Origin of the sequence: Streptococcus sanguinis (assembly GCF_026781265.1) — a bacterium.
In the GTDB taxonomy this organism is placed as follows: Bacteria; Bacillota; Bacilli; order Lactobacillales; family Streptococcaceae; genus Streptococcus; species Streptococcus sanguinis_T.
This window is the reverse complement of the sequence record NZ_JAKUVC010000010.1, coordinates 21,707-41,940: the sequence shown is the minus strand read 5'-3', so window position 1 is coordinate 41,940 and position 20,234 is coordinate 21,707. Positions and strand designations below refer to the sequence as shown.

At 38.8% G+C, this 20,234-nt stretch carries 18 protein-coding genes; 7 read left to right on the top strand and 11 right to left on the bottom strand.

The window, feature by feature from the left end; all coding sequences use genetic code 11:
- Positions 1-31 precede the first annotated feature (31 nt).
- Positions 32-1,153: a tRNA 2-thiouridine(34) synthase MnmA gene (gene mnmA / locus MK370_RS10205; protein WP_268685157.1), complete on the bottom strand. Its 1,122-nt coding sequence runs from the start codon at positions 1,151-1,153 to the stop codon at positions 32-34.
- A 298-nt stretch (positions 1,154-1,451) separates the two neighbouring features.
- Between mnmA and sdaAB the strand changes: the two genes are divergently transcribed.
- From sdaAB to MK370_RS10190, 3 genes are read left to right on the top strand one after another with little or no spacing between them, the layout of a single operon-like run.
- Positions 1,452-2,123, top strand: coding sequence for an L-serine ammonia-lyase, iron-sulfur-dependent subunit beta (gene sdaAB, locus MK370_RS10200; RefSeq protein ID WP_268685156.1), 672 nt, complete (start codon positions 1,452-1,454; stop codon positions 2,121-2,123).
- An 8-nt stretch (positions 2,124-2,131) separates the two neighbouring features.
- Positions 2,132-3,004: an L-serine ammonia-lyase, iron-sulfur-dependent, subunit alpha gene (sdaAA, locus tag MK370_RS10195; protein WP_268685155.1), complete on the top strand. Its 873-nt coding sequence runs from the start codon at positions 2,132-2,134 to the stop codon at positions 3,002-3,004.
- A 51-nt stretch (positions 3,005-3,055) separates the two neighbouring features.
- Positions 3,056-3,703 (top strand): HAD family hydrolase, encoded by a 648-nt coding sequence (locus MK370_RS10190; RefSeq protein WP_268685154.1) that lies wholly within the window; start codon positions 3,056-3,058, stop codon positions 3,701-3,703.
- 133 nt (positions 3,704-3,836) lie between these two features.
- Here MK370_RS10190 and MK370_RS10185 read toward each other — a convergent pair whose 3' ends face one another.
- The 8 genes from MK370_RS10185 to yfmF all read right to left on the bottom strand — a co-directional run bounded on the left by MK370_RS10185 (position 3,837) and on the right by yfmF (position 11,064).
- Positions 3,837-4,427, bottom strand: coding sequence for a LysM peptidoglycan-binding domain-containing protein (locus MK370_RS10185; protein ID WP_268685153.1), 591 nt, complete (start codon positions 4,425-4,427; stop codon positions 3,837-3,839).
- Between the two features lie 210 nt (positions 4,428-4,637).
- Complete coding sequence (locus MK370_RS10180; RefSeq protein ID WP_268685152.1) at positions 4,638-5,432, bottom strand: energy-coupling factor transporter transmembrane component T family protein; 795 nt, start codon at positions 5,430-5,432, stop codon at positions 4,638-4,640.
- Positions 5,425-6,264, bottom strand: a complete 840-nt coding sequence (locus MK370_RS10175; protein ID WP_268685151.1) for an energy-coupling factor transporter ATPase — start codon at positions 6,262-6,264, stop codon at positions 5,425-5,427. The genes MK370_RS10180 and MK370_RS10175 overlap by 8 nt, the downstream gene beginning before the upstream one ends.
- Positions 6,240-7,076 carry an energy-coupling factor ABC transporter ATP-binding protein gene (locus MK370_RS10170; protein WP_268685150.1) on the bottom strand — a complete coding sequence of 279 codons (837 nt, stop codon included), beginning with the start codon at positions 7,074-7,076 and terminating at the stop codon, positions 6,240-6,242. Before MK370_RS10170 ends, MK370_RS10175 begins: the two co-directional genes overlap by 25 nt.
- 1 nt (position 7,077) lies before the next feature.
- Positions 7,078-7,617: a CDP-diacylglycerol--glycerol-3-phosphate 3-phosphatidyltransferase gene (gene pgsA, locus MK370_RS10165; protein WP_268685149.1), complete on the bottom strand. Its 540-nt coding sequence runs from the start codon at positions 7,615-7,617 to the stop codon at positions 7,078-7,080.
- A 16-nt stretch (positions 7,618-7,633) separates the two neighbouring features.
- Positions 7,634-8,488, bottom strand: coding sequence for a cytoskeleton protein RodZ (gene rodZ / locus MK370_RS10160; RefSeq protein WP_268685148.1), 855 nt, complete (start codon positions 8,486-8,488; stop codon positions 7,634-7,636).
- Positions 8,489-8,521: 33 nt separating this feature from the next.
- Complete coding sequence (gene yfmH, locus MK370_RS10155) at positions 8,522-9,817, bottom strand: EF-P 5-aminopentanol modification-associated protein YfmH (RefSeq protein WP_268685147.1); 1,296 nt, start codon at positions 9,815-9,817, stop codon at positions 8,522-8,524.
- Complete coding sequence (gene yfmF / locus MK370_RS10150) at positions 9,817-11,064, bottom strand: EF-P 5-aminopentanol modification-associated protein YfmF (RefSeq protein ID WP_326845092.1); 1,248 nt, start codon at positions 11,062-11,064, stop codon at positions 9,817-9,819. The genes yfmH and yfmF overlap by 1 nt, the downstream gene beginning before the upstream one ends.
- 187 nt (positions 11,065-11,251) lie before the next feature.
- Between yfmF and yaaA the strand changes: the two genes are divergently transcribed.
- Positions 11,252-11,650 (top strand): S4 domain-containing protein YaaA, encoded by a 399-nt coding sequence (yaaA, locus tag MK370_RS10145; RefSeq protein WP_268685145.1) that lies wholly within the window; start codon positions 11,252-11,254, stop codon positions 11,648-11,650.
- 2 nt (positions 11,651-11,652) lie between these two features.
- Entirely contained in the window at positions 11,653-12,747 is a 1,095-nt protein-coding gene (recF, locus tag MK370_RS10140) for a DNA replication/repair protein RecF (RefSeq protein WP_268685144.1), read from the top strand.
- A 180-nt stretch (positions 12,748-12,927) separates the two neighbouring features.
- Here recF and guaB read toward each other — a convergent pair whose 3' ends face one another.
- Complete coding sequence (gene guaB, locus MK370_RS10135) at positions 12,928-14,409, bottom strand: IMP dehydrogenase (RefSeq protein WP_002910933.1); 1,482 nt, start codon at positions 14,407-14,409, stop codon at positions 12,928-12,930.
- A gap of 205 nt (positions 14,410-14,614) precedes the next feature.
- Positions 14,615-15,640, bottom strand: a complete 1,026-nt coding sequence (gene trpS / locus MK370_RS10130; protein ID WP_268685143.1) for a tryptophan--tRNA ligase — start codon at positions 15,638-15,640, stop codon at positions 14,615-14,617.
- Between the two features lie 290 nt (positions 15,641-15,930).
- On the opposite strand from trpS, the gene MK370_RS10125 reads away from it, so the two are divergent.
- Together MK370_RS10125 and MK370_RS10120 are read left to right on the top strand one after the other, a co-directional pair.
- Positions 15,931-17,553, top strand: coding sequence for an ATP-binding cassette domain-containing protein (locus MK370_RS10125; protein ID WP_268685142.1), 1,623 nt, complete (start codon positions 15,931-15,933; stop codon positions 17,551-17,553).
- A 75-nt stretch (positions 17,554-17,628) separates the two neighbouring features.
- Positions 17,629-20,214 carry a YfhO family protein gene (locus MK370_RS10120; RefSeq protein ID WP_268685141.1) on the top strand — a complete coding sequence of 862 codons (2,586 nt, stop codon included), beginning with the start codon at positions 17,629-17,631 and terminating at the stop codon, positions 20,212-20,214.
- The last annotated feature ends 20 nt before the right edge of the window (positions 20,215-20,234 follow it).

The following is a 20,234-nucleotide window of genomic DNA, read 5'->3' as shown; positions in this document are numbered from 1 at the left end:
TTATTTTAGCAAATTATGTTGAATTGTCAATCTAAATGTACTGCAAGACTTGACCATTCTTATAAGCTCTGTCAATCAAGCCACCACCTAAGCACTCATCGCCATCATAAAAGACAACTGCTTGACCTGGAGTAACAGCTCTTTGCGGTTGATCAAAGTTGACAACAGCCTTGTCACTCTTTACAGTAACTGTCACCTTAGAATCCGGCTGACGATAACGGAACTTAGCAGTACATTCCAGTGTAAATTCTTCTGGCATTTCTTTTGTGAAATGAACCTGACTAGCGTCAAGACTCGTTGACATCAAATTGTCATGATAAAACCCCTGACCAACATAAAGAATGTTTTGGCTGAGATCTTTCCCAACCACAAACCAAGGCTCATTATCACCACCATGCTGACCACCAATTCCAAGACCACCCCGCTGGCCAATAGTATAATACATCAACCCAGCATGCTGGCCCATATCTCGGCCTTCCAAGGTCATCATGCGACCAGGCTGGGCTGGTAAATATTGACTCAGAAATTCTTTAAAATTCTTCTCACCAATGAAGCAAATACCTGTCGAGTCTTTTTTCTTAGCTGTAGCTAAACCAGCTCTTTCAGCAATCGCTCGAACTTCTGGCTTTTCTAAATGCCCCAGAGGAAACATGGTCTTTTGCAGTTGTTCCTGTGACAGTTGACTTAGGAAGTAAGTCTGATCCTTATTGTTGTCCTTGCCACGCAACATGTGAACCAAGCCATCTTGGTCTCTCTTCACCTGAGCATAGTGACCCGTTGCAACGTAATCTGCACCTAGTGTCAAGGCATAGTCAAGGAAGGCTTTAAACTTGATTTCCTTGTTACACATGACATCTGGATTTGGAGTCCTACCAGCTCGGTATTCCGCCAAGAAGTATTCAAAAACGCGATCCCAGTACTCTTTCTCAAAGTTGACAGAGTAGTAAGGAATGCCAATCTGATCTGCAACAGCAGCTACATCCTTGTAGTCTTCTGTGGCTGTACAGACACCAAATTCATCTGTGTCGTCCCAGTTTTTCATGAAGATGCCAATCACATCGTAACCTTGTTCTTTTAAGAGCAAAGCAGTTACTGATGAATCGACACCTCCGCTCATACCAACAACGACACGAATCTTAGAGTTATCACTCATTGTGTTCTCCCATCTTTTCGTTATTTCACGATTGAAGGTCGTGCTGTGCTTTCAACGATTGAAGGTCGCTTGAGCAAGCCCTATTATAGCATGAAAGGACTAGGAAAACAAATCAGAAATTTAACTAGAATTATCAACTGTAAATAATGTTTACAACTCTGTAAAGTTATTAATTTTCTCGTTTACTTTCTCCTCTAACAAAATTTTATAATATTCACTTTTAATTCATTTAAAAAATCAGCAGAAAGCCCTTAACTTTGTTATAATGAAAATAATAAATAAGCTGCAAGGAGAAATCATGACTTCACTAAGATTTCAATCTGTTTTTGATATTATCGGACCTGTGATGATAGGCCCATCAAGTAGTCATACAGCAGGCGCCGTCCGTATCGGAAAAATTGTCTCCTCTATTTTTAATGATGAGCCAACAGAAGTAGAATTCCAGCTCTTTAACTCTTTTGCCAAAACTTACCGAGGTCACGGAACTGACTTAGCTCTTGTAGCAGGGATTTTAGGTATGGATACAGATGATCCAGAGATTCCTAACAGCCTTGAAATCGCCCATAAACGCGGTATCAAGATTGTCTGGACCATTCAAAAGGATAGCAATGCCCCCCACCCCAATACGACCAAGATTACAGTCAAAAATGACCGTAAAACAATCAGTGTGACTGGAGTCTCTATCGGTGGCGGCAACATTCAAGTAACAGAGCTGAATGGCTTTTCAGTATCTCTGAGCATGAATACTCCGACCATCATTATTGTCCACCAGGATGTCCCAGGTATGATTGCCCATGTCACCGAAGCTCTGTCACGCTACAATATCAATATAGCTCAGATGAATGTTACCCGTGAGAAGGCTGGAGAAAAAGCGATTATGATTATTGAAGTTGACAGCCGTAGCTGCGAGGAAGCTATCGATGAAATTCGCAATATTCCTCATCTGCATAATGTGAATTTCTTTAAATAGGAGAAAATATGTTTTATTCCATCAAAGAATTGGTAGAGCAAGCTGACTTGGATTACCAAGGAAATGTTGCAGAATTGATGATTGCTACCGAGTATGAACTAACTGGTCGTGAAAGAGATGAAGTCCTGCGACTGATGGCTCGCAATCTGGAAGTCATGAAAGCCTCTGTCCTTCTTGGACTGGATGAGAGCAAGTCTCGGAGTGGCTTGACTGGCGGAGACGCAGCTAAACTTGACCACTATATCCAGTCAGGAAAGGCTTTATCAGATCACACTGTACTGACTGCTGCAAAAAATGCTATTGCTGTCAATGAGCATAATGCTAAAATGGGTTTAGTTTGTGCAACACCTACTGCCGGCAGCGCTGGCTGTCTGCCAGCTGTTCTTACATCAGCTATTGAAAAATTAGGACTTACAGAAGAAGAACAGCTAAACTTTTTATTAACTGCTGGTGCTTTTGGCCTAGTTATTGCCAATAACGCCTCAATTTCGGGTGCTGAAGGCGGCTGTCAAGCTGAGGTTGGCTCTGCTTCTGCTATGAGTGCAGCTGCTTTAGTTCTCGCTGCTGGAGGTTCACCTTTTCAAGCCAGTCAAGCTATTTGTTTTGTCATTAAAAACATGCTGGGCTTGATTTGTGATCCAGTAGCTGGTCTGGTCGAAGTGCCTTGTGTCAAGCGAAATGCTATGGGAGCCAGTTACGCCTTTATTGCAGCTGATATGGCTCTTGCAGGAATCGAATCTAAAATTCCTGTTGACGAAGTCATTGACGCCATGTATCAAGTAGGGTCAAGTCTGCCTACTGCTTTCAGAGAAACAGCTGAAGGCGGTCTAGCTACAACACCTACAGGCCGCAGACTTTCAAAAGAAATCTTTGGAGAATAACCTTGACAAATTTGTCAAGTAGATTTACTAGATAGTAAACAAGGAGACAAGATGAGCCATTTGAAATATATCTTCTTTGATTTGGATGGAACCCTAGTTGACAGTTCAAAGGGCATCCAAGAATCCTTTGAATACAGCTTCAAACAACTTGGAAAAGAGTGCCCTGAAGAAAGTATTATAAAAAGTTTTATGGGGCCGCCTCTGGAAGTAAGCTTCGCCTCTGTTCTTGAAGAAAGCCAAGTTCCAGAAGCGATTAACTATTACCGCAGCTTCTATAAGGAAAAAGGCATCTGGGGCGTCCGCCTCTATGAGGGGATACCAGAATTGCTGACACAGTTAAAAGAAGCCGGCTATCAGATTTATGTAACAACGAGTAAAAATCAACCCATAGCTCAAGATTTATTAGCAAATCTAGCTATCTCTGAGCAATTTGATGATATTTTTGGCTCACTGCCAGATTCATTTCACAAAGCAGATGTTCTGTGCCGAGCTCTGCAAACACTAGATGCAAATCCAGAAGAAACCATAATCATAGGCGATACAAAGTTTGATATAATTGGCGGTAAAGAAGTAGGAATCTCAACTCTGGGAGTCCTTTGGGGCTTTGGCAGCCAAAAAGAGTTACTAGAAAATGGAGCAGATTTGCTGGCTAATTCTCCCAAGCACATTTTAAAAATATTGAACGAACACTTTTCATAACTTTACACATTTGTCGATCTAGATAAGATTGTTCCCTTTAAATCTTTATCTACACTATCATTTTCTGCTTATAAATTGTCAACTTTATGTAAACCAAAAAACCACAGAAATCTGTGGTTTTTTTATTTCTATCTTAGTAGCCCCAAGCTGAGAGTCCTTGAGCGCTATAGGCACTATATGCTGATTGGATTTGATCATCAACAGTAGCCGTTGATCCCCAACCTGGCATCGTTTGGAAAAGACCACTAGCACCAGATGCGTTGTAAGCATCTACTTGACCATTTGATTCACGAGCAATGATAGCTTCCCAAGTTGATGCAGGAACACCAGTCATTTCTGCCATACGTGATGCTGCATAAGAACCAGTTGCACCAGCGGTATTACCATTGCTAAGTATAAGGCCTCCTGAAGTTGCTGCTGAATTAGCTGTTGCTGCGGGCGCTGCATAATTATTTACGGGAGTTGCAGTTGCTGCTACGCTTGTTTCAGAGGATTTGGCACTATTTCCAAGTTCCAAGATTTGACCAACACGGATGTGATTTGGATCTGCAATCTTGTTTAACTCTACTAATTTCTCAAGAGTTGTATTTTTTTCGTTAGCAATAGCTGATAAAGTATCACCGGCTTCAACTGTATAGGTCTCAGCATTTGCAATACCTGAAACCAAGAAAGCCGCTGCAGCGACTGCACCTGTTAAAGTCCATTTTGCTGTTTTTTTGTTCATTAAAATGTAATTCTCCTTTCGGTGATAATACTATCTTACACATAAAATATTACCAAAAAGTTACATTGCCAAGTCAAACGTTACAGAAACATTTAGTTTAGACGTTAAAAACAGACTTTTAGAGCTTTTTTGCCAAATATTTTCTTTGACGAAGTAAAAAATAGACAGGTTTAACTTATACTATTCTCTAAAAACACTTTAAACAGCAGATCAGTTTTTCAATATATAAAGCAGAATACCTAATATAAGTAAGCTAATAATAGCCAAGCTGTCATTTCTTTTCCATGCCAAGCGTCGAAAACGTGTCCGCCCCTCACCTCCATTATAGCCTCGCGCTTCCATGGCAATTGCTAGAGCATCTGCCCTTTTAAAACTGGAAGCAAACAAAGGGATTAGAATGGGAATAATAGATTTAACCTTTTGAACAAGTTTTCCCTCACCAAAGTCAACACCACGCGCCCTCTGGGCGTTCATAATCCGAGTAGTATCATCCATCAAAGTTGGAACGAAGCGCAGGCTCATAGAAAGCATCAGGCCAATCTCATGTGCTGGCACCTTGAAAACCTTCAAAGGTTTCAGTAAAGACTCAACCGCATCGGACAAGCTTAAGGGTGTCGTTGTCAGAGTCAGAAGAGTAGAAAAGAAAATAATCAGAATAAAGCGGCTAAAAATAATGCCAGCCTGTGACAGTCCTAGTTCTGTAATTCTGACAAAAGCGAATCGAAAGATTGTGGCCCCTCCCGAGGTCAAAAACAGCTGGAACAAGGTGGTAAAAGCTATGATAAAAACCATGGACTGGATACCCTTTAAAAAGAACTTCAAAGGAACCTTAGACAGCAAGACCAAACTAAAAACGAAAACAAACAGCAGCAGATTGGTCACAAGATTATTGGCCCAGAAAATTAATAGAATAAAAAGAAACATCGTCAGCAACTTGCTTCGCGGATCCAAACGATGAATAATTGAATTTCCGGGAATATAGCGGCCTAAAATCAACTTATCCATGCAAGATCTCCTTGAATTCTTCAATTGTAATAGGATAGTGCGAGAAGATCATCCCTTTCTCCGCCAATTCGTGAGCAAATTTTGTAATCTTAGGAACACCCAATTGAATACTCTCCATAAAATCAAGATCCTGAAATACCTGAGCAGGCTGACCGCTCTTGACGACTCTGCCCTTATCTAAAACATAGACTGTATCAGCAAAGTTGGCTACATCATCCATTAGGTGAGTTACCAAAACAATGGTCATACCGGCACAATGCAGCTCTTCAAAGAGCCTCATCAGTTCTTTTCGACCGGATGGATCAAGTCCTGCTGTCGGCTCATCCAAAACCAAGATATCAGGCTCCATGGCCAGTATACCAGCTATGGCCACCCTGCGCATCTGGCCACCAGAAAGTTCGAAAGGACTGCGATTGAACAAATCCTCAGAAATCCCGACCAAGTGCAGCTTTTCACGCGCCAAAGCTTCCGCTTCTTCCTTAGAAACACCAAAATTCTGAGGTCCAAAAGCCACATCTTTCAAAACTGTTTCATCAAAAACTTGACTTTCCGGAAATTGAAAGACTAGACCGACCTTCTTGCGCACCTGTTTAATATCTTTATTGACAGAATCAGCCGTGATGACTGTACTGCCTATTTCAACACTACCCTGATTGGGAACCAGCAAGCCATTTAAAAGCTGAAGAATGGTTGACTTACCGCTGCCAGTATGCCCGATAAGAGCTGTATAACTGCCCGATTTTATCTCCAAATCCACTCCAAAAAGCGCTGGTCCCTCAAAAGGAGTGCCAGCTTGATAAGTATAACTTACATTTTTGAGAGTAATGCCCATAGTTGATCCTGCAATTCTTTTTCTGTTAAGTAAGAGTCTGGCAGAGAAAAGCCTGACTGACGTAAAGCCGCTTTTACTAGATTGACAAATGGCTGATCCAATCCTAGTTCTTCCAAATCTTCTCGAGAAAAAAGTTCTCTCGGGGTAGCGGTAGATTCAACCTGACCCTCTTTCATAACCAAAACACGGTCGCTTAAGGCTATTTCATCCAGGTCATGAGTGATAGAAATGACGGTCAGCTGATTACTATCTTTAATTTTTTTCACGGTCTGGATAAGATCCAAACGTCCCTCTGGATCCAGCATGCTGGTGGCTTCATCCAAAATAATAATATCCGGTCTCAGAGCTACCACACCTGCAACAGCTACTCGCTGTTTCTGGCCTCCAGAAAGACGAGCTGGTTCACGTTCTCTAAAATCCTGCATACCGACAAGCTCTAATGCCTGCTGGACTCGCTCTACCATCAGATCATAGGCTAGCCCTTGATTTTCCAAACCAAAGGCTACATCGTCTTCTACAGTTGCACCGACAAACTGATTATCTGGATTTTGGAATACCATGCCAATCTGTCTGCGTTTTTCCCAGACGTTTTCAGCTGTTAGCTTATCGCCTGAGATAATAATATCTCCGCTTTCCGCTTCTAAAAGACCGTCAATCAAACGAACTGTGGTTGATTTTCCACTCCCATTATGACCGACAATAGACAGCCATTCCCCTTTTTTTACTTGAAAGGAGACATCATTTAAAGTGTAATTCTCAGACTCACTATCGTATTTGTACTTAAGATTTCTTACTTCGATGATATTTTCCATATTATTTAAAGGTATTTTTAAAGAGATAGGCACTTCCCTTGAAGTAGTCATATCCAGAATAAATCGTAAAGATTAAAGCGATATACAGAAGGATTTGCCCTAAGAGAGTCCAATGAATCAGTAGAAAAATAATAGCAAACATCTGCGTGAAGGTCTTTATTTTACCTGGCATAGCAGCTGCTAAGACTGTCCCTCCTGTTTCCACTAAAAGCAAGCGCAGACCTGTTACTGCCAATTCCCGGCAAATAATAATAGCTACAACCCAGGCAGGAGCCATTTTCATCTCAATCAACATGATAAAAGCAGACATCACTAAAAGCTTATCAGCCATGGGATCAGCAAATTTACCAAAATTTGTTACCACTTCCCACTTTCGAGCCAAATAGCCATCTAGATAATCAGTTATACTGGCAAAAGCAAATATAAAAGCTGCCAAGATATGCATGGTGTAAGAATGACCGAATGTTAAAATCACAACAAATACAGGGATTAAAGCAATTCTAACAAGAGTTAAGGCATTTGGAATATTTTCTTTTTTCATGGGATTCCCTTCGTTTTTATCCTTTCGTAATGTTCAAACTAATGGTTCCACTATCGCTAGTCAAAGCCGAAGTATCTAGTTTTTGTCCCTCTATCGTCACAGTTGCTCCTTTAACAGGTGCTAACGTAATAAGATACTTATTGCCTGGCTCAAGAGAAACCGTCTGGCTTGATTTTTCAGGAGATAAGGTGATGCCTTCGGCTAGTTCTGAATCGCTTATGCTTACCAAATTGGTTGTTTGCTCCACAGAAACGGTCACTTTAACAGGCTGACCTGCTCCGCTGTACTCAGCAATTAAATTCTCTCCGCTTCCACTAACTGTCAATTTGCCAGCCGAGGAAGAAACTGACTTAGAATCAGCCGAAGAAAAGGAACTCTTCTGACTGTTAGTGCTTGTAGAGGAAACCAGACTATAATTGTTGTTAGATGCTTTAAAACTTACCGAATTAGTCTGAGCATAGCTCCAAATATAATAAGCTACGAAAGCAGCAATAGCCGAAGCCAATAAGAGAAAATAGAACAAGGTCAGAAAAGAGTTTTTATTTTTATTTTTTCTACTCCTGAATTCATCATCTGCTGCCAGTGACACTTCATCAAAGACGATCATCTCACCAGCTTCGTAAGCCTCCAGAATAATAGACTCATCCAAATCTACAGCCCAAGCATATTTCCGCAAGAAGCTACGGGCATAGAAGGGACTAGGAAGCAAATCATAGTCATTTCGTTCCAGTGCTTCTAACAAATCCTGCTGGATATCTGTCTTTTTTGACAATTCCTCTAAGCTCAGCCCTTGATTGGTCCGGGCAAGCTTCAACACTTCTCCTATCGTTTTTTTTCTCATACGTACTTTTCCCTTATTTCTATTCTTCACTATTTTAACAAAATTTTAAAAACGATTCTGGAATTATTTTGGAAAAATAGTAAAATCTGTCATATCACACTGATCGATAAATCGATGACCTAGTTTTATCACATCATTTAAGCTGATATCCTGTAAGATTTTCGGCAAATCAAACAGATTTTCACCCGTCAAATGCGGTTCATATTGGGTTGCAATATACTCAAGCGAGTTTAAACCGTGCAGAAAATCACCAAACATCTCACTTTTAATCGTATCCAAATGCTCTTCTGTCACATCCGGATCCTTGTCAAAATTCTTGATAGCTGAACGAAATTGATGAGAAAGTCCCACCGGTTCCTGAGTATCCATCGTCAGCATGACAAAGTGAAAATCTTTTTCTACTTCCACTTCCAGCGTTAAAGAATTATCCATTTTCCCACTTTCATAGAGGGACTGGAAACGCTTGGAAGTCCAGCCAAACATCATGGCAAATAGGAGTTTCAAAGTGATTTTATAGCGATACAACTCCGATTCATCAACAAAGTCTGTACCTCGAATCCCAACTGCCAGTTTTGGACTAGCCACCTCCATTCGGTAGGTATCCGTTGATACCACTGGGTGAAGGCTAACAGGAATTTTTTCAATAGGTTCCGAACTCCCAGCAAAAACTAGTTTTTCCTGCTGTTCTACAATCTCAGCAGCTATCTGTTCCAAATCGAAATTACCAATCACAAACAAAGTCATATTAGAAGGATGATAAAAGTTTTTGAAATTTTCCTTCAAATTTTCGACGGTAATCTCAGAGATGGACTCTTTCGTTCCTGCAATGTCTTCTGCCAGAGGTGTTTGAGGATAGAGATTGGCCAAGGCTCCAAAAAAGAGACGATAATCTGGATTATCCTGATACATTTCAATTTCTTGGCCGATAATATCCTGTTCCCGCAAAATGGATTCTTTTGTAAAATCAGCCCGATGCACCAGTTCTTGCAAAAGATGTAGGCTTTCTAAAATATTATCCGTTGCAGAAAATAAATAGCTAGTTCGAGTAAAGCTTGTAAAGGCATTGCTCTCAGCCCCTAGCTTAGTAAATTCCAGCAGCAGATCCTTTCCCTGCGGGCCTTCAAAAAGCTTATGTTCCAAAAAATGAGCTATTCCCGCCGGATACTGAGTGACCTGCTTGGTTTCACGTGAAACAATCTCCGTATCCACTGAACCAAAATTAGTTGAGATAATCCCATAAGTTTCATTAAAATCATTTTTAGGCAGAAGAAAAACACGCAAACCATTTGCCAAGACTTTCTGATAAACAGTTTCTCCCACTGCTGAATAATTGATTTTTTCTAGCACTTCTCCCTGCATTATTTTCCTTCCATAAAGTAAATAGCTTGTAATTTTAAGAGACCAGCTGCTTTGACAATATCATCTTTATGAACCTGTTCCAAAGCTTCCAGCCAAGCTTCAAGAGATAAGAATTTTTTCCCTAAAACAGAAGACATATAAGCTCTCTCTAAGATTGTATTCTGTCGATCCTGAGCTAACAATACCGAATTTCTCAGCATTTTCTTGGTTTGATTCAGTTCTTCCTGACTAAAATTTCCACGCTTCAAATCACCAATCTGTCGGTTGATTAAAGCAACTGTTCTGATCCGATTGCTGCGGTCAATACCAGCGTAAATCCGCATCATTCCTGAAAAAATATCAAAATTGCTAGAAATTGTATAAGCCAGCCCTTCCTTTTCACGAAGATTGACAAATAATTTCGAATGGGCAAAGCCACCTAGCAAAGCATTTAAAACGACCAAGGGCAGGTGCTCACTCTCTCCGTACTGAATAGGGAAATGATAGCCCAACTCAATAATTGACTGATGGACATCTTTCTGCTCCAGTCCTTCTCGCAAAACATTGGAATATTCTTGCTGATAAACTAACTGAAGTTCTTGCTGACGAGGTGCAAAATTGAAAGATTGAATTTTCTCCCGAACAGCCACTTCATTAAAGTCCCCAATAAAGAAAAAGTCAATCTGATTTTCCTGAAGCATCTGCTGAAAAGCAGCAAAACTACTTGCAGCAGTCTCTTTCTGGATTAATTCAATCGTCCCAATACGAGGCATCTGCATTTCCTCTTCTTCATAAAAGAGTTTATCTAATTCTCGATGAGCGTGATAAAAATGATTCTCAATTTCTGCTTCCAAATCATTCAAGATATTTTTCTTCTCAATTTCAAAAGCAGATTCATCAAAAGCGTCCTGACTTACCAATGGAGAAAACAAGCTGGCTTTCAAAAAATCAAGCATGGCATCTGTTAGGACATTTTTACGACTCAAAAATTTATCCCGCACAAAAGAAAGATTGATATCTAAATAATGGACAAATCCTCTCCTTGAAAGACTCGTAGAATAATCAGCTCCATACAAATTGGCCAAACGTTCTCTGAAAGCCTGCGAAGTAGGATAAACCGCATTGACAGTCTCTAGCATGCTGGCTGTTAAAACCCGACCAGCTACTGTTTCTTTGGACATAGGCGCTGAAAAACGAACCCTAATTTTGTTTGTTTTAAATTTTTCTGATTGAATAAAATGGAGACGAACTCCTTTAGTGATTTCCATGACGCCCCTCATACTGAATAATATAGACTACTATTATATCATGAAATGCCTCTGATTTGTTTGTTCTAACAAGCTTTTTGCTGATTAAAACGTTTTCTGATAACAGGAGAAAATTTCCGCTTTTATCCAAAGCACCTCAGCACTTTTTAGTAACAAATATGGTATAATGACAGGGTTGAGGTGAAATATGGAATATAAATTATTTGATGACTACATCACGCTACAAGCACTTTTAAAAGAAACAGGAATTATCCAAAGCGGTGGGGCAATTAAAACATTTCTAAGTGAATATCCAGTTCTTTTTAACGGTGAGCCAGAAAACCGTCGAGGAAAAAAACTCCGTGTCAATGACAGGATTTCCCTTCCCGATCAAGGAATTGAAATTAATCTGACAGCTCCTAATCAAGAAGAAATTCTGCAACACCAGAAAGAAATCGCAGAAAAAAAACGAGTTGCTGAACTTGTCAAAGCCATGAATAAGGATTTAAAAAAATCTCAGACTTCTAAAAAAGAAAAGCGTAAGAATACAGGGCTACCTAAAAAGCAGAAAACTACCAAAAGCCCTGTTCGTTTCCCTGGTATCTAATCATGTGGCTGCAATCATTAAAAATCAAGCATTTCCGAAATTATCAGGAAGCTGATATTGACTTCCATCCTGGATTAAATGTCTTTCTAGGCCAGAACGCACAAGGTAAAACCAATATTTTAGAAGCTGTTTATTTCCTAGCGTTGACAAGAAGCCACCGCACACGATCAGATAAGGATCTGATTCATTTTACAGAAAATGATCTCTTTGTTTCTGGCATCTTAGAAAAAAAGACTGGTAAAGTTCCCCTTGACATTAACTTGACACCAAAAGGTCGCATCACAAAAGTCAACCACTTGAAACAAAGTAAATTATCAGACTATATTGGAACAATGAATGTTGTTCTTTTTGCTCCTGAAGATTTACAGTTGATTAAAGGTTCCCCAAGTCTACGCCGTAAATTTATAGACATTGAGCTTGGACAAATCAAGCCTGTTTATCTATCAGATTTATCCAATTACAATCATGTCCTCAAACAACGCAATGCCTATCTGAAAGCTAATGACAAAGTTGATGAAACCTTCTTGACTGTCCTTGATGAGCAACTGGTTGACTACGGCTGTCGTGTCATAAGGCATCGGTTGGATTTTTTGCAAAAATTAGAAAGCTTTGCTCAAGACAAGCACTGGGACATCTCTCAAAATTTGGAAGAATTGACTATCAAGTATCTGTCATCTATTCCTTTACACCAAATTGACAGTTTAGAAGAAACTTACCGCTCTTCTTTATTAAGCAGCCGTAAACGCGATCTATTCAAAAAAAATACAGGTGTTGGTCCCCATCGTGATGATATTGCTTTTTTTATCAACCAGATGGATGCCAACTTTGGTAGTCAAGGTCAACATCGCAGTCTTGTTTTATCACTGAAACTAGCCGAAATCAAGTTAATAGAAAGCATTACGAAGGAAACGCCTATTTTGTTGCTTGACGATGTAATGAGCGAACTTGACAATAACCGTCAACTAAAATTATTAGAAACTATCTCTCAGGATATTCAAACTTTCATTACCACAACAACTTTAGAACATTTAAAGAATCTTCCACAAGATATTAAAATTTTCACCATTCAGCAAGGACAAATTATATCTCAATCCTAGCATTACATGAGATTTACGTTTTTGTAAATTTCATTTACAAAATATTGCTTATAGTGTAAACGAATTATATCGAATTGTTGTTAGAAAAGCTTTTATAGCCTTTTAAATTGTAAAAGTATGTCAATTTAAATCGTAAATTTAAAAAGAGGTTAGGAAAAATTCCCGACCTCGTTTTATTTTTTATTGAACTGAATAGTTAGGGGCTTCATTTGTAATTTGCACATCATGAGGGTGGCTTTCCTTCAATCCAGCACCACTCATCTCAATAAACTGAGCATTATCGTGAAGTTCTTGCAGATTTGCAGCACCAACATAGCCCATTCCAGAGCGGATACCACCGAGCATCTGGAAGACAATATCTGCAGCAGCTCCCTTGTATGCCACACGACCTTCAATTCCTTCTGGAACTAGCTTATTCGCTTCATTGACAGAACCTTGGAAGTAACGGTCACTAGAACCCTTCTTCATAGCGGCGATAGATCCCATTCCACGGTAAGTCTTAAATTTACGACCTTGGAAAATTTCCGTCTCACCTGGTGCTTCGTCTGTACCAGCAAACATTGAACCCAGCATAACAGCATTGCCACCTGCAGCCAAGGCCTTAACAATATCTCCAGAATATTTAATCCCACCATCAGCAATGATGGTTTTTCCATATTCACGCGCTACAGCAGCTGCATCATAAATAGCAGTTACTTGAGGAACACCAACACCAGCAATGACTCGGGTTGTACAGATAGAACCAGGACCAATTCCGACCTTAACAACATCCACACCTGCTTCATAAAGAGCGCGTGCACCTTCAGCAGTTGCAATATTTCCAGCAATTAAGGTGCGATCAGGGAAATGAGCACGAATCTCAGCAATCTTGCGCAAAACTCCAGCTGAGTGGCCATGAGCAGTATCAATAACAATCGCATCTGCACCCGCTTCAAAAAGAGCTTCCGCACGTTCGAAAGTATCTGAAGTAACACCGACAGCACCAGCTACCAAGAGACGGCCAAACTCATCTTTAGCAGCATTTGGAAACTCAATAACCTTTTCAATATCTTTAATGGTAATCAAACCTGAAAGACAGCCCTTATCATCAACCAAAGGCAACTTTTCAATCCGATGTTCTTGCAAAATGCGCTCTGCAGTTCCCAAATCTGTACCAACAGGAGCTGTGACAAGATTCTCACTGGTCATATGACGGGAAATGGGTTGGTCATAGTCAGAAATAAAACGCAAATCACGATTAGTTAGAATCCCTACTAACTTACGATTTTCAAGAGTTTCTACAACAGGAACACCACTGATACGGTAACGTCCCATCAACTCATCTGCTTCAGCAATGGTATGCTCTGGCGTTAGGAAAAAAGGATCAATAATTACGCCATTCTCAGAACGTTTAACCTTTCGAACTTCATCAGCCTGTTGTTCAATAGACATGTTTTTGTGGATAACTCCAAGACCGCCAGCACGGGCAATAGCGATAGCCATCTGACTCTCTGTAACAGTGTCCATAGCGGCAGTAATGATTGGGATATTTAAAGTCAGATTCTCAGCAAGCTTGGTACTCAAATCAGCATCATTGGGCAGCACATGGCTTTCAGCTGGAATCAGCAGCACATCATCAAAGGTAAAACCTTTTTTCAAAAATTTAGTGTCCCAGTTAGACATCCACAGTTTCCTCTTTTCCTTCTTATTTGAACTAATACCCAAAGAAAATTGAAGTTCAGTTTTCTTTGAATAAGAGCTGGTTTTTTTGTTGTTAATATCATACCATTCTATAGGAAATTGTCAATCATTATTACACAAAAAATAAAAACCATCATTTTTGAAACTAAAAACGATAGTTTTTATGATTTATAATCAATAATGTTCGTTATTTAAAATAATTAATCCCCATCGCAGACTTCACTTCCGAAAGAGTCTGAGCGGCAGTCTGACGGGCCTTATCGCATCCTTCTTGCAGCATCTGATAGACCTGTTCCATGTCTTTAGCAAACTCCACACGACGCTCACGAATCGGACCTAACTCTCGCTCTAAAATTTCTAACAGATAGCGTTTGGTTTTGACATCTCCCAGACCGCCTCTTTGATAATGCTCTTTCATTGCAGCAATATCCGCAGCATCTTCCGAGCGCCCAAAAATATCCAGGTAATGAAAGACCATATTGCCCTCGACTTTTCCAGGATCTTCCACTCTGATATGATTAGGATCTGTATACATGCTCATAACTTTCTTTTGCAGAATATCCATATCATCTGCCAAATAAATGCCGTTATTGAGAGACTTAGACATCTTAGCATTGCCATCCAATCCAGGCAAACGTCCAGCTGCTTCATTTTCAGGATAGATTCCTTCAGGCTCTACCAAAACATCAGTCTGATAAGCGTTGTTAAAGGAACGGACAATCTCCCGAGTCTGCTCAATCATAGGCTTTTGATCATGTCCTACTGGTACAAAATTAGCCTTGAAAGCAGTAATATCAGCTGCCTGAGAAATTGGATAAACTAAAAATCCAGTCGGCAAACTTTCACCAAATCCTTTTTGAGCAATCTCAGTCTTTACAGTAGGATTACGCTCAAGACGAGCCAATGATACCAAATTCATGTAATACATTGACAACTCTGCCAACTCAGGAATCTGACTTTGAATAAAAATAGTCACCTTTTCAGGATCCAATCCAGCCGCTAGATAATCCAAAGCTACATTCCCAATGGACTCAACAATTGTCTGAGGGTCCTTTGCATGATCTGTCAAAGCTTGCTGATCAGCCAAAAATACGAACATCTCATACTTACCCTGATCCTGCAAAAGCACGCGGTTCCGTAAACTTCCTACATAATGACCAATATGCAATTTTCCTGTCGGACGATCTCCTGTTAAAATAATTGGTTTAGTCATTTATTACTCCTCAATTTATAATGAGTTCATTATATCATTTTCAATGAAAATGAGAAAGAAGTTTCTAGAAAAAAGCAAAAAATCCAGTTTTTACAGCTTAATTGACATACCTTTACAGTATTTGTAAACTTAATTGACGAACTATTCTGGCTAGAAAACCTAAAAGTCTTAGTTCATTCTATTCTCCTTTTTTCTTTTGGCTTCGTTTTTTACTTTTTATCTCAGAATTATTTGAAAAAAGTTCTGTTTTCTAGTAAAATGAAGAAGATTATATATATAGGAGAAAGACATTGCTTACAGTATCAGATGTATCACTGCGTTTCAGTGACCGAAAATTGTTTGATGAAGTCAACATCAAATTTACAGAAGGAAATACTTATGGATTGATTGGAGCTAACGGCGCTGGAAAATCAACCTTTTTAAAAATTTTAGCTGGTGATATCGAGCCAACAACAGGCCACATTTCTCTAGGACCAAATGAACGTCTTTCAGTCCTTCGCCAGAACCACTTTGACTATGAAGAAGAACGGGCTATTGATGTTGTAATCATGGGAAATGAGCATCTCTACAACATCATGAAAGAAAAAGATGCTATTTATATGAAGCCTGATTTTTCTGATGAAAATGGTGTACGTGCGGCCGAGCTTGAGGGAGAGTTTGCTGAACTAGGTGGCTGGGAAGCTGAAAGTGAAGCCTCTCAATTATTGCAAAATCTCAATATTCCGGAAGATCTTCACTACCAAAATATGAGCGAGCTCTCTAACGGAGACAAGGTTAAGGTACTCTTAGCTAAAGCCCTTTTTGGTAAACCTGATGTCTTACTTCTGGACGAGCCAACTAACGGTTTGGATATTCAGTCTATTACTTGGTTGGAAGACTTTCTTATCAATTTTGACAATACAGTTATTGTTGTATCCCACGACCGTCACTTTTTGAATAAAGTCTGCACTCATATGGCCGACCTTGACTTTGGAAAAATCAAACTCTATGTCGGAAACTATGATTTCTGGAAAGAATCAAGCGAACTAGCGGCTAAGCTTCTAGCTGACCGAAATGCCAAAGCAGAAGAAAAAATCAAGCAACTTCAAGAATTTGTTGCTCGCTTTTCTGCCAATGCTTCAAAATCAAAACAAGCAACTTCTCGTAAAAAGATGCTTGACAAGATTGAGTTAGAAGAAATTGTTCCATCTAGCCGTAAATACCCATTTATCAGCTTTAAAGCAGAACGTGAAATCGGTAATGATCTCTTGACAGTGGAAAACCTTTCTGTCAAGATAGACGGAGAAACTATTCTTGATAATATTAACTTCATTTTACGTCCTGGCGATAAAACAGCTTTGATTGGCCAAAACGACATCCAAACAACAGCTTTGATTCGTGCCTTAATGGGTGATATTGAGTATGAAGGAACTGTCAAGTGGGGTGTCACAACCAGTCAATCTTATCTGCCAAAAGATAATTCTCGTGACTTTGCTGGTGGCGAGTCAATCCTTGACTGGCTACGACAATTTGCTAGCAAAGAAGAGGATGACAACACCTTCCTTCGAGGATTCCTTGGGCGCATGCTTTTCTCTGGAGATGAGGTTAACAAGTCTGTCAATGTCTTGTCAGGAGGAGAAAAAGTTCGGGTTATGTTATCTAAGTTGATGTTGCTTAAATCCAACGTTTTAGTCTTAGACGACCCAACCAATCACTTAGATTTGGAATCAATCTCCAGCTTAAATGATGGATTGAAAAACTTCAAAGGATCCATTATTTTTGCCAGTCACGACCATGAATTTATTCAAACCTTGGCCAACCATATCATTGTCTTATCTAAAAACGGTGTCATTGACCGCATTGACGAAACCTATGATGAATTCTTGGAAAATCAAGAAGTTCAGGCAAAAGTCAAGGAACTTTGGAAAGATTAATTCCTTGTCAACTTATATTTACAAAGCTTTACAGAGGCATGAAACAACGTTTCTGCCTCTTTCTATATAAGAAATATGAATTACATTAAAGAATATTTTAAAAAAAATTGGCCTTATTTTTGTGCCTTCTTTCTTCCATTTTTCATCATGTTCTTTGTCTACTTGATGTATGGAATTTACTGGAATAGCGAAACGTCTCCCTTGCTTGGTGACGGTTTTCATCAATATGTCATTTTTGACACTAACCTAAGAAATATCCTCCATGGCACAGATAGTATTTTCTATACTTTCTCTAGCGGACTTGGGCAGAATTTCTATGCTTTATCCAGTTATTATTTAGGTAGCTTCTTATCTCCCTTAGTTTATTTCTTTGATTTAAAATCAATGCCAGATGCCGTCTATCTATTTACCTTAATCAAGTTTGGATTGATTGGACTCTCAACCTTTATCAGCATCAAAGGAATATTCAAAAAGATTCCAGCTTTACTCATCATCACTCTTTCAACTTCATTTTCTTTAATGAGTTTTTCAGTCAGTCAATTGGAAATAAAAACCTGGCTGGATGTGTTTATCCTTGCACCTTTGATAGTGCTAGGTTTACATAGATTGATAACTGGAAAAGGAAGAGTACTATACTTTACAACACTGTCAATTCTCTTCATCCAAAATTATTATTTTGGATATATGATGGCAATCTTTTTGGTCTTTTGGTACCTTCTTCAATTATCTTGGGATTTCAAAAATAGAATTAAAAGCGTACTTGACTTTACAGTTGTATCTGCTTTAGCAAGTCTGACTAGCCTAATCATGATTCTGCCAACTTACCTAGACATAAGTACTCATGGTGAAACCTTAACAAAAGTTTCTTCTTTGTTGACAGAAAAAAGTTGGTTCTTAGATGTGTTTGCTAAAAATTTTATTGGCAGTTTTGATACAACCAAGTATGGTTCTATCCCTATGATTTATGTCGGCACCTTCCCCTTGATTCTGGCTATCTTATTTTTCAACTTAAAATCTGTTAAGTTTCACGTGAAACTTTGCTACTTTTTACTCATTGCAATTTTCATAGCTAGTTTTTATCTTCAATATTTAGACTTACTTTGGCAGGGAATGCATGCTCCGAACATGTTTCTTCACCGTTATTCTTGGCTATTTTCTCTGGTAGTTATCTATATGGCTGCTGAGACTTTAAATCGTTGGAAAGACGTGAAATTAATGAATGTTGCCATTAGTTTCACTTTGCTCAGCCTTGGATTTATTATTACTTTTATTCAGAGAAAACATTATGACTTTTTGGGTCCTGAGAATTATATTCTAACATTAGAATTTCTGCTGGCTTATCTCTTGATTAGCTTTGTCTTAGCAAAATCTTCTATTCAACCAAAAATCATTCTCCCTGTCTTGCTCTTCTTTGTTATTTTTGAACTGTCGCTTAATTCCTATTATCAAGTTGGAGGAATTGCTAAAGAATGGGTATTTGCCACTCGTTCATCTTATTCTAGTCACCTTGACGAGATTGACAAGCTTGTCAATTATTCCAAAAAGGAAAATATTGACTTTTTTAGAACTGAAAGATTGAATCCACAAACAGGAAATGACAGTATGAAATTCAACTACAATGGAATTTCCCAGTTCTCATCTGTTCGAAATACTCAGGCAAGTTCTACTTTAGATAAACTTGGTTTTAAATCAGCAGGAACAAATCTGAATCTTCGTTATCAAAACAACAGTATTTTAATGGACAGTATTTTTGGTGTTCGCTACAATCTATCTGAAACAGATCCTCAAAAATTTGGTTTTCTTCCTGAGAAAAGTGAAAAAGAAATGTCTCTCTATCAAAATGATGCTGCACTTGGTTTAGCTTTTCTGACCAATGATGTTTACCAGGATGTCAAGTTTACAAATTTGACTTTAGATAATCAGACAGAATTTTTGAATCAATTGACTGGCTTTGATTTTAAATATTATGATAAAGTAGATGCTATAACTACTAATGAAAATGTCAAGCAAATTGGCAACAGAGTGACTGTGGATGTTGACAGAGAACATAATACAAGCTTTGCTAGTGTAATCTATACTGTCAATGTACCTGCTAACAGTCAACTATATGTTAATGTTGCTGGGATTGATTTTAGTAATGATGATCAGACAGATATTGACATTACTGTCAATAACTTTACAGAACGTTATACAACTAATAATGTTTTTCCTTTCTTTAATGCTGGCTATTTCAGTCAAAGTCAAACAGTATCTATTCGCTTTACATTCCCAGACAATTCAACAGTTTCATTTGATACACCAGAATTTTTTGCCGTTAATACTGAGCAATATCAAAATGTCATTCAAAAATTAAAAGAACAGCCCGTTTCCACAAATACTGATTTAAACACAGTAAAAACAAACTATAGAGCGGAAAAGGATACTTCATTATTCTTTACCATTCCTTATGATAAGGGATGGTCAGCCACTCTTAACGGGAAGCCTGTCACACTAAAACGAGCTCAAAACGGCTTTATGAAATTGGATGTGAAAAAAGGAGAAGGAAATGTTGTTCTCACTTTCATTCCTAATGGACTAAAAGAAGGTGGCATTGCCTTCATATCTGGCATAATCTTATTTGTTTGCTATAATTTTCTACATAGAAAACGACAGAGAATATAAATATATAAAAAATAAGGCTC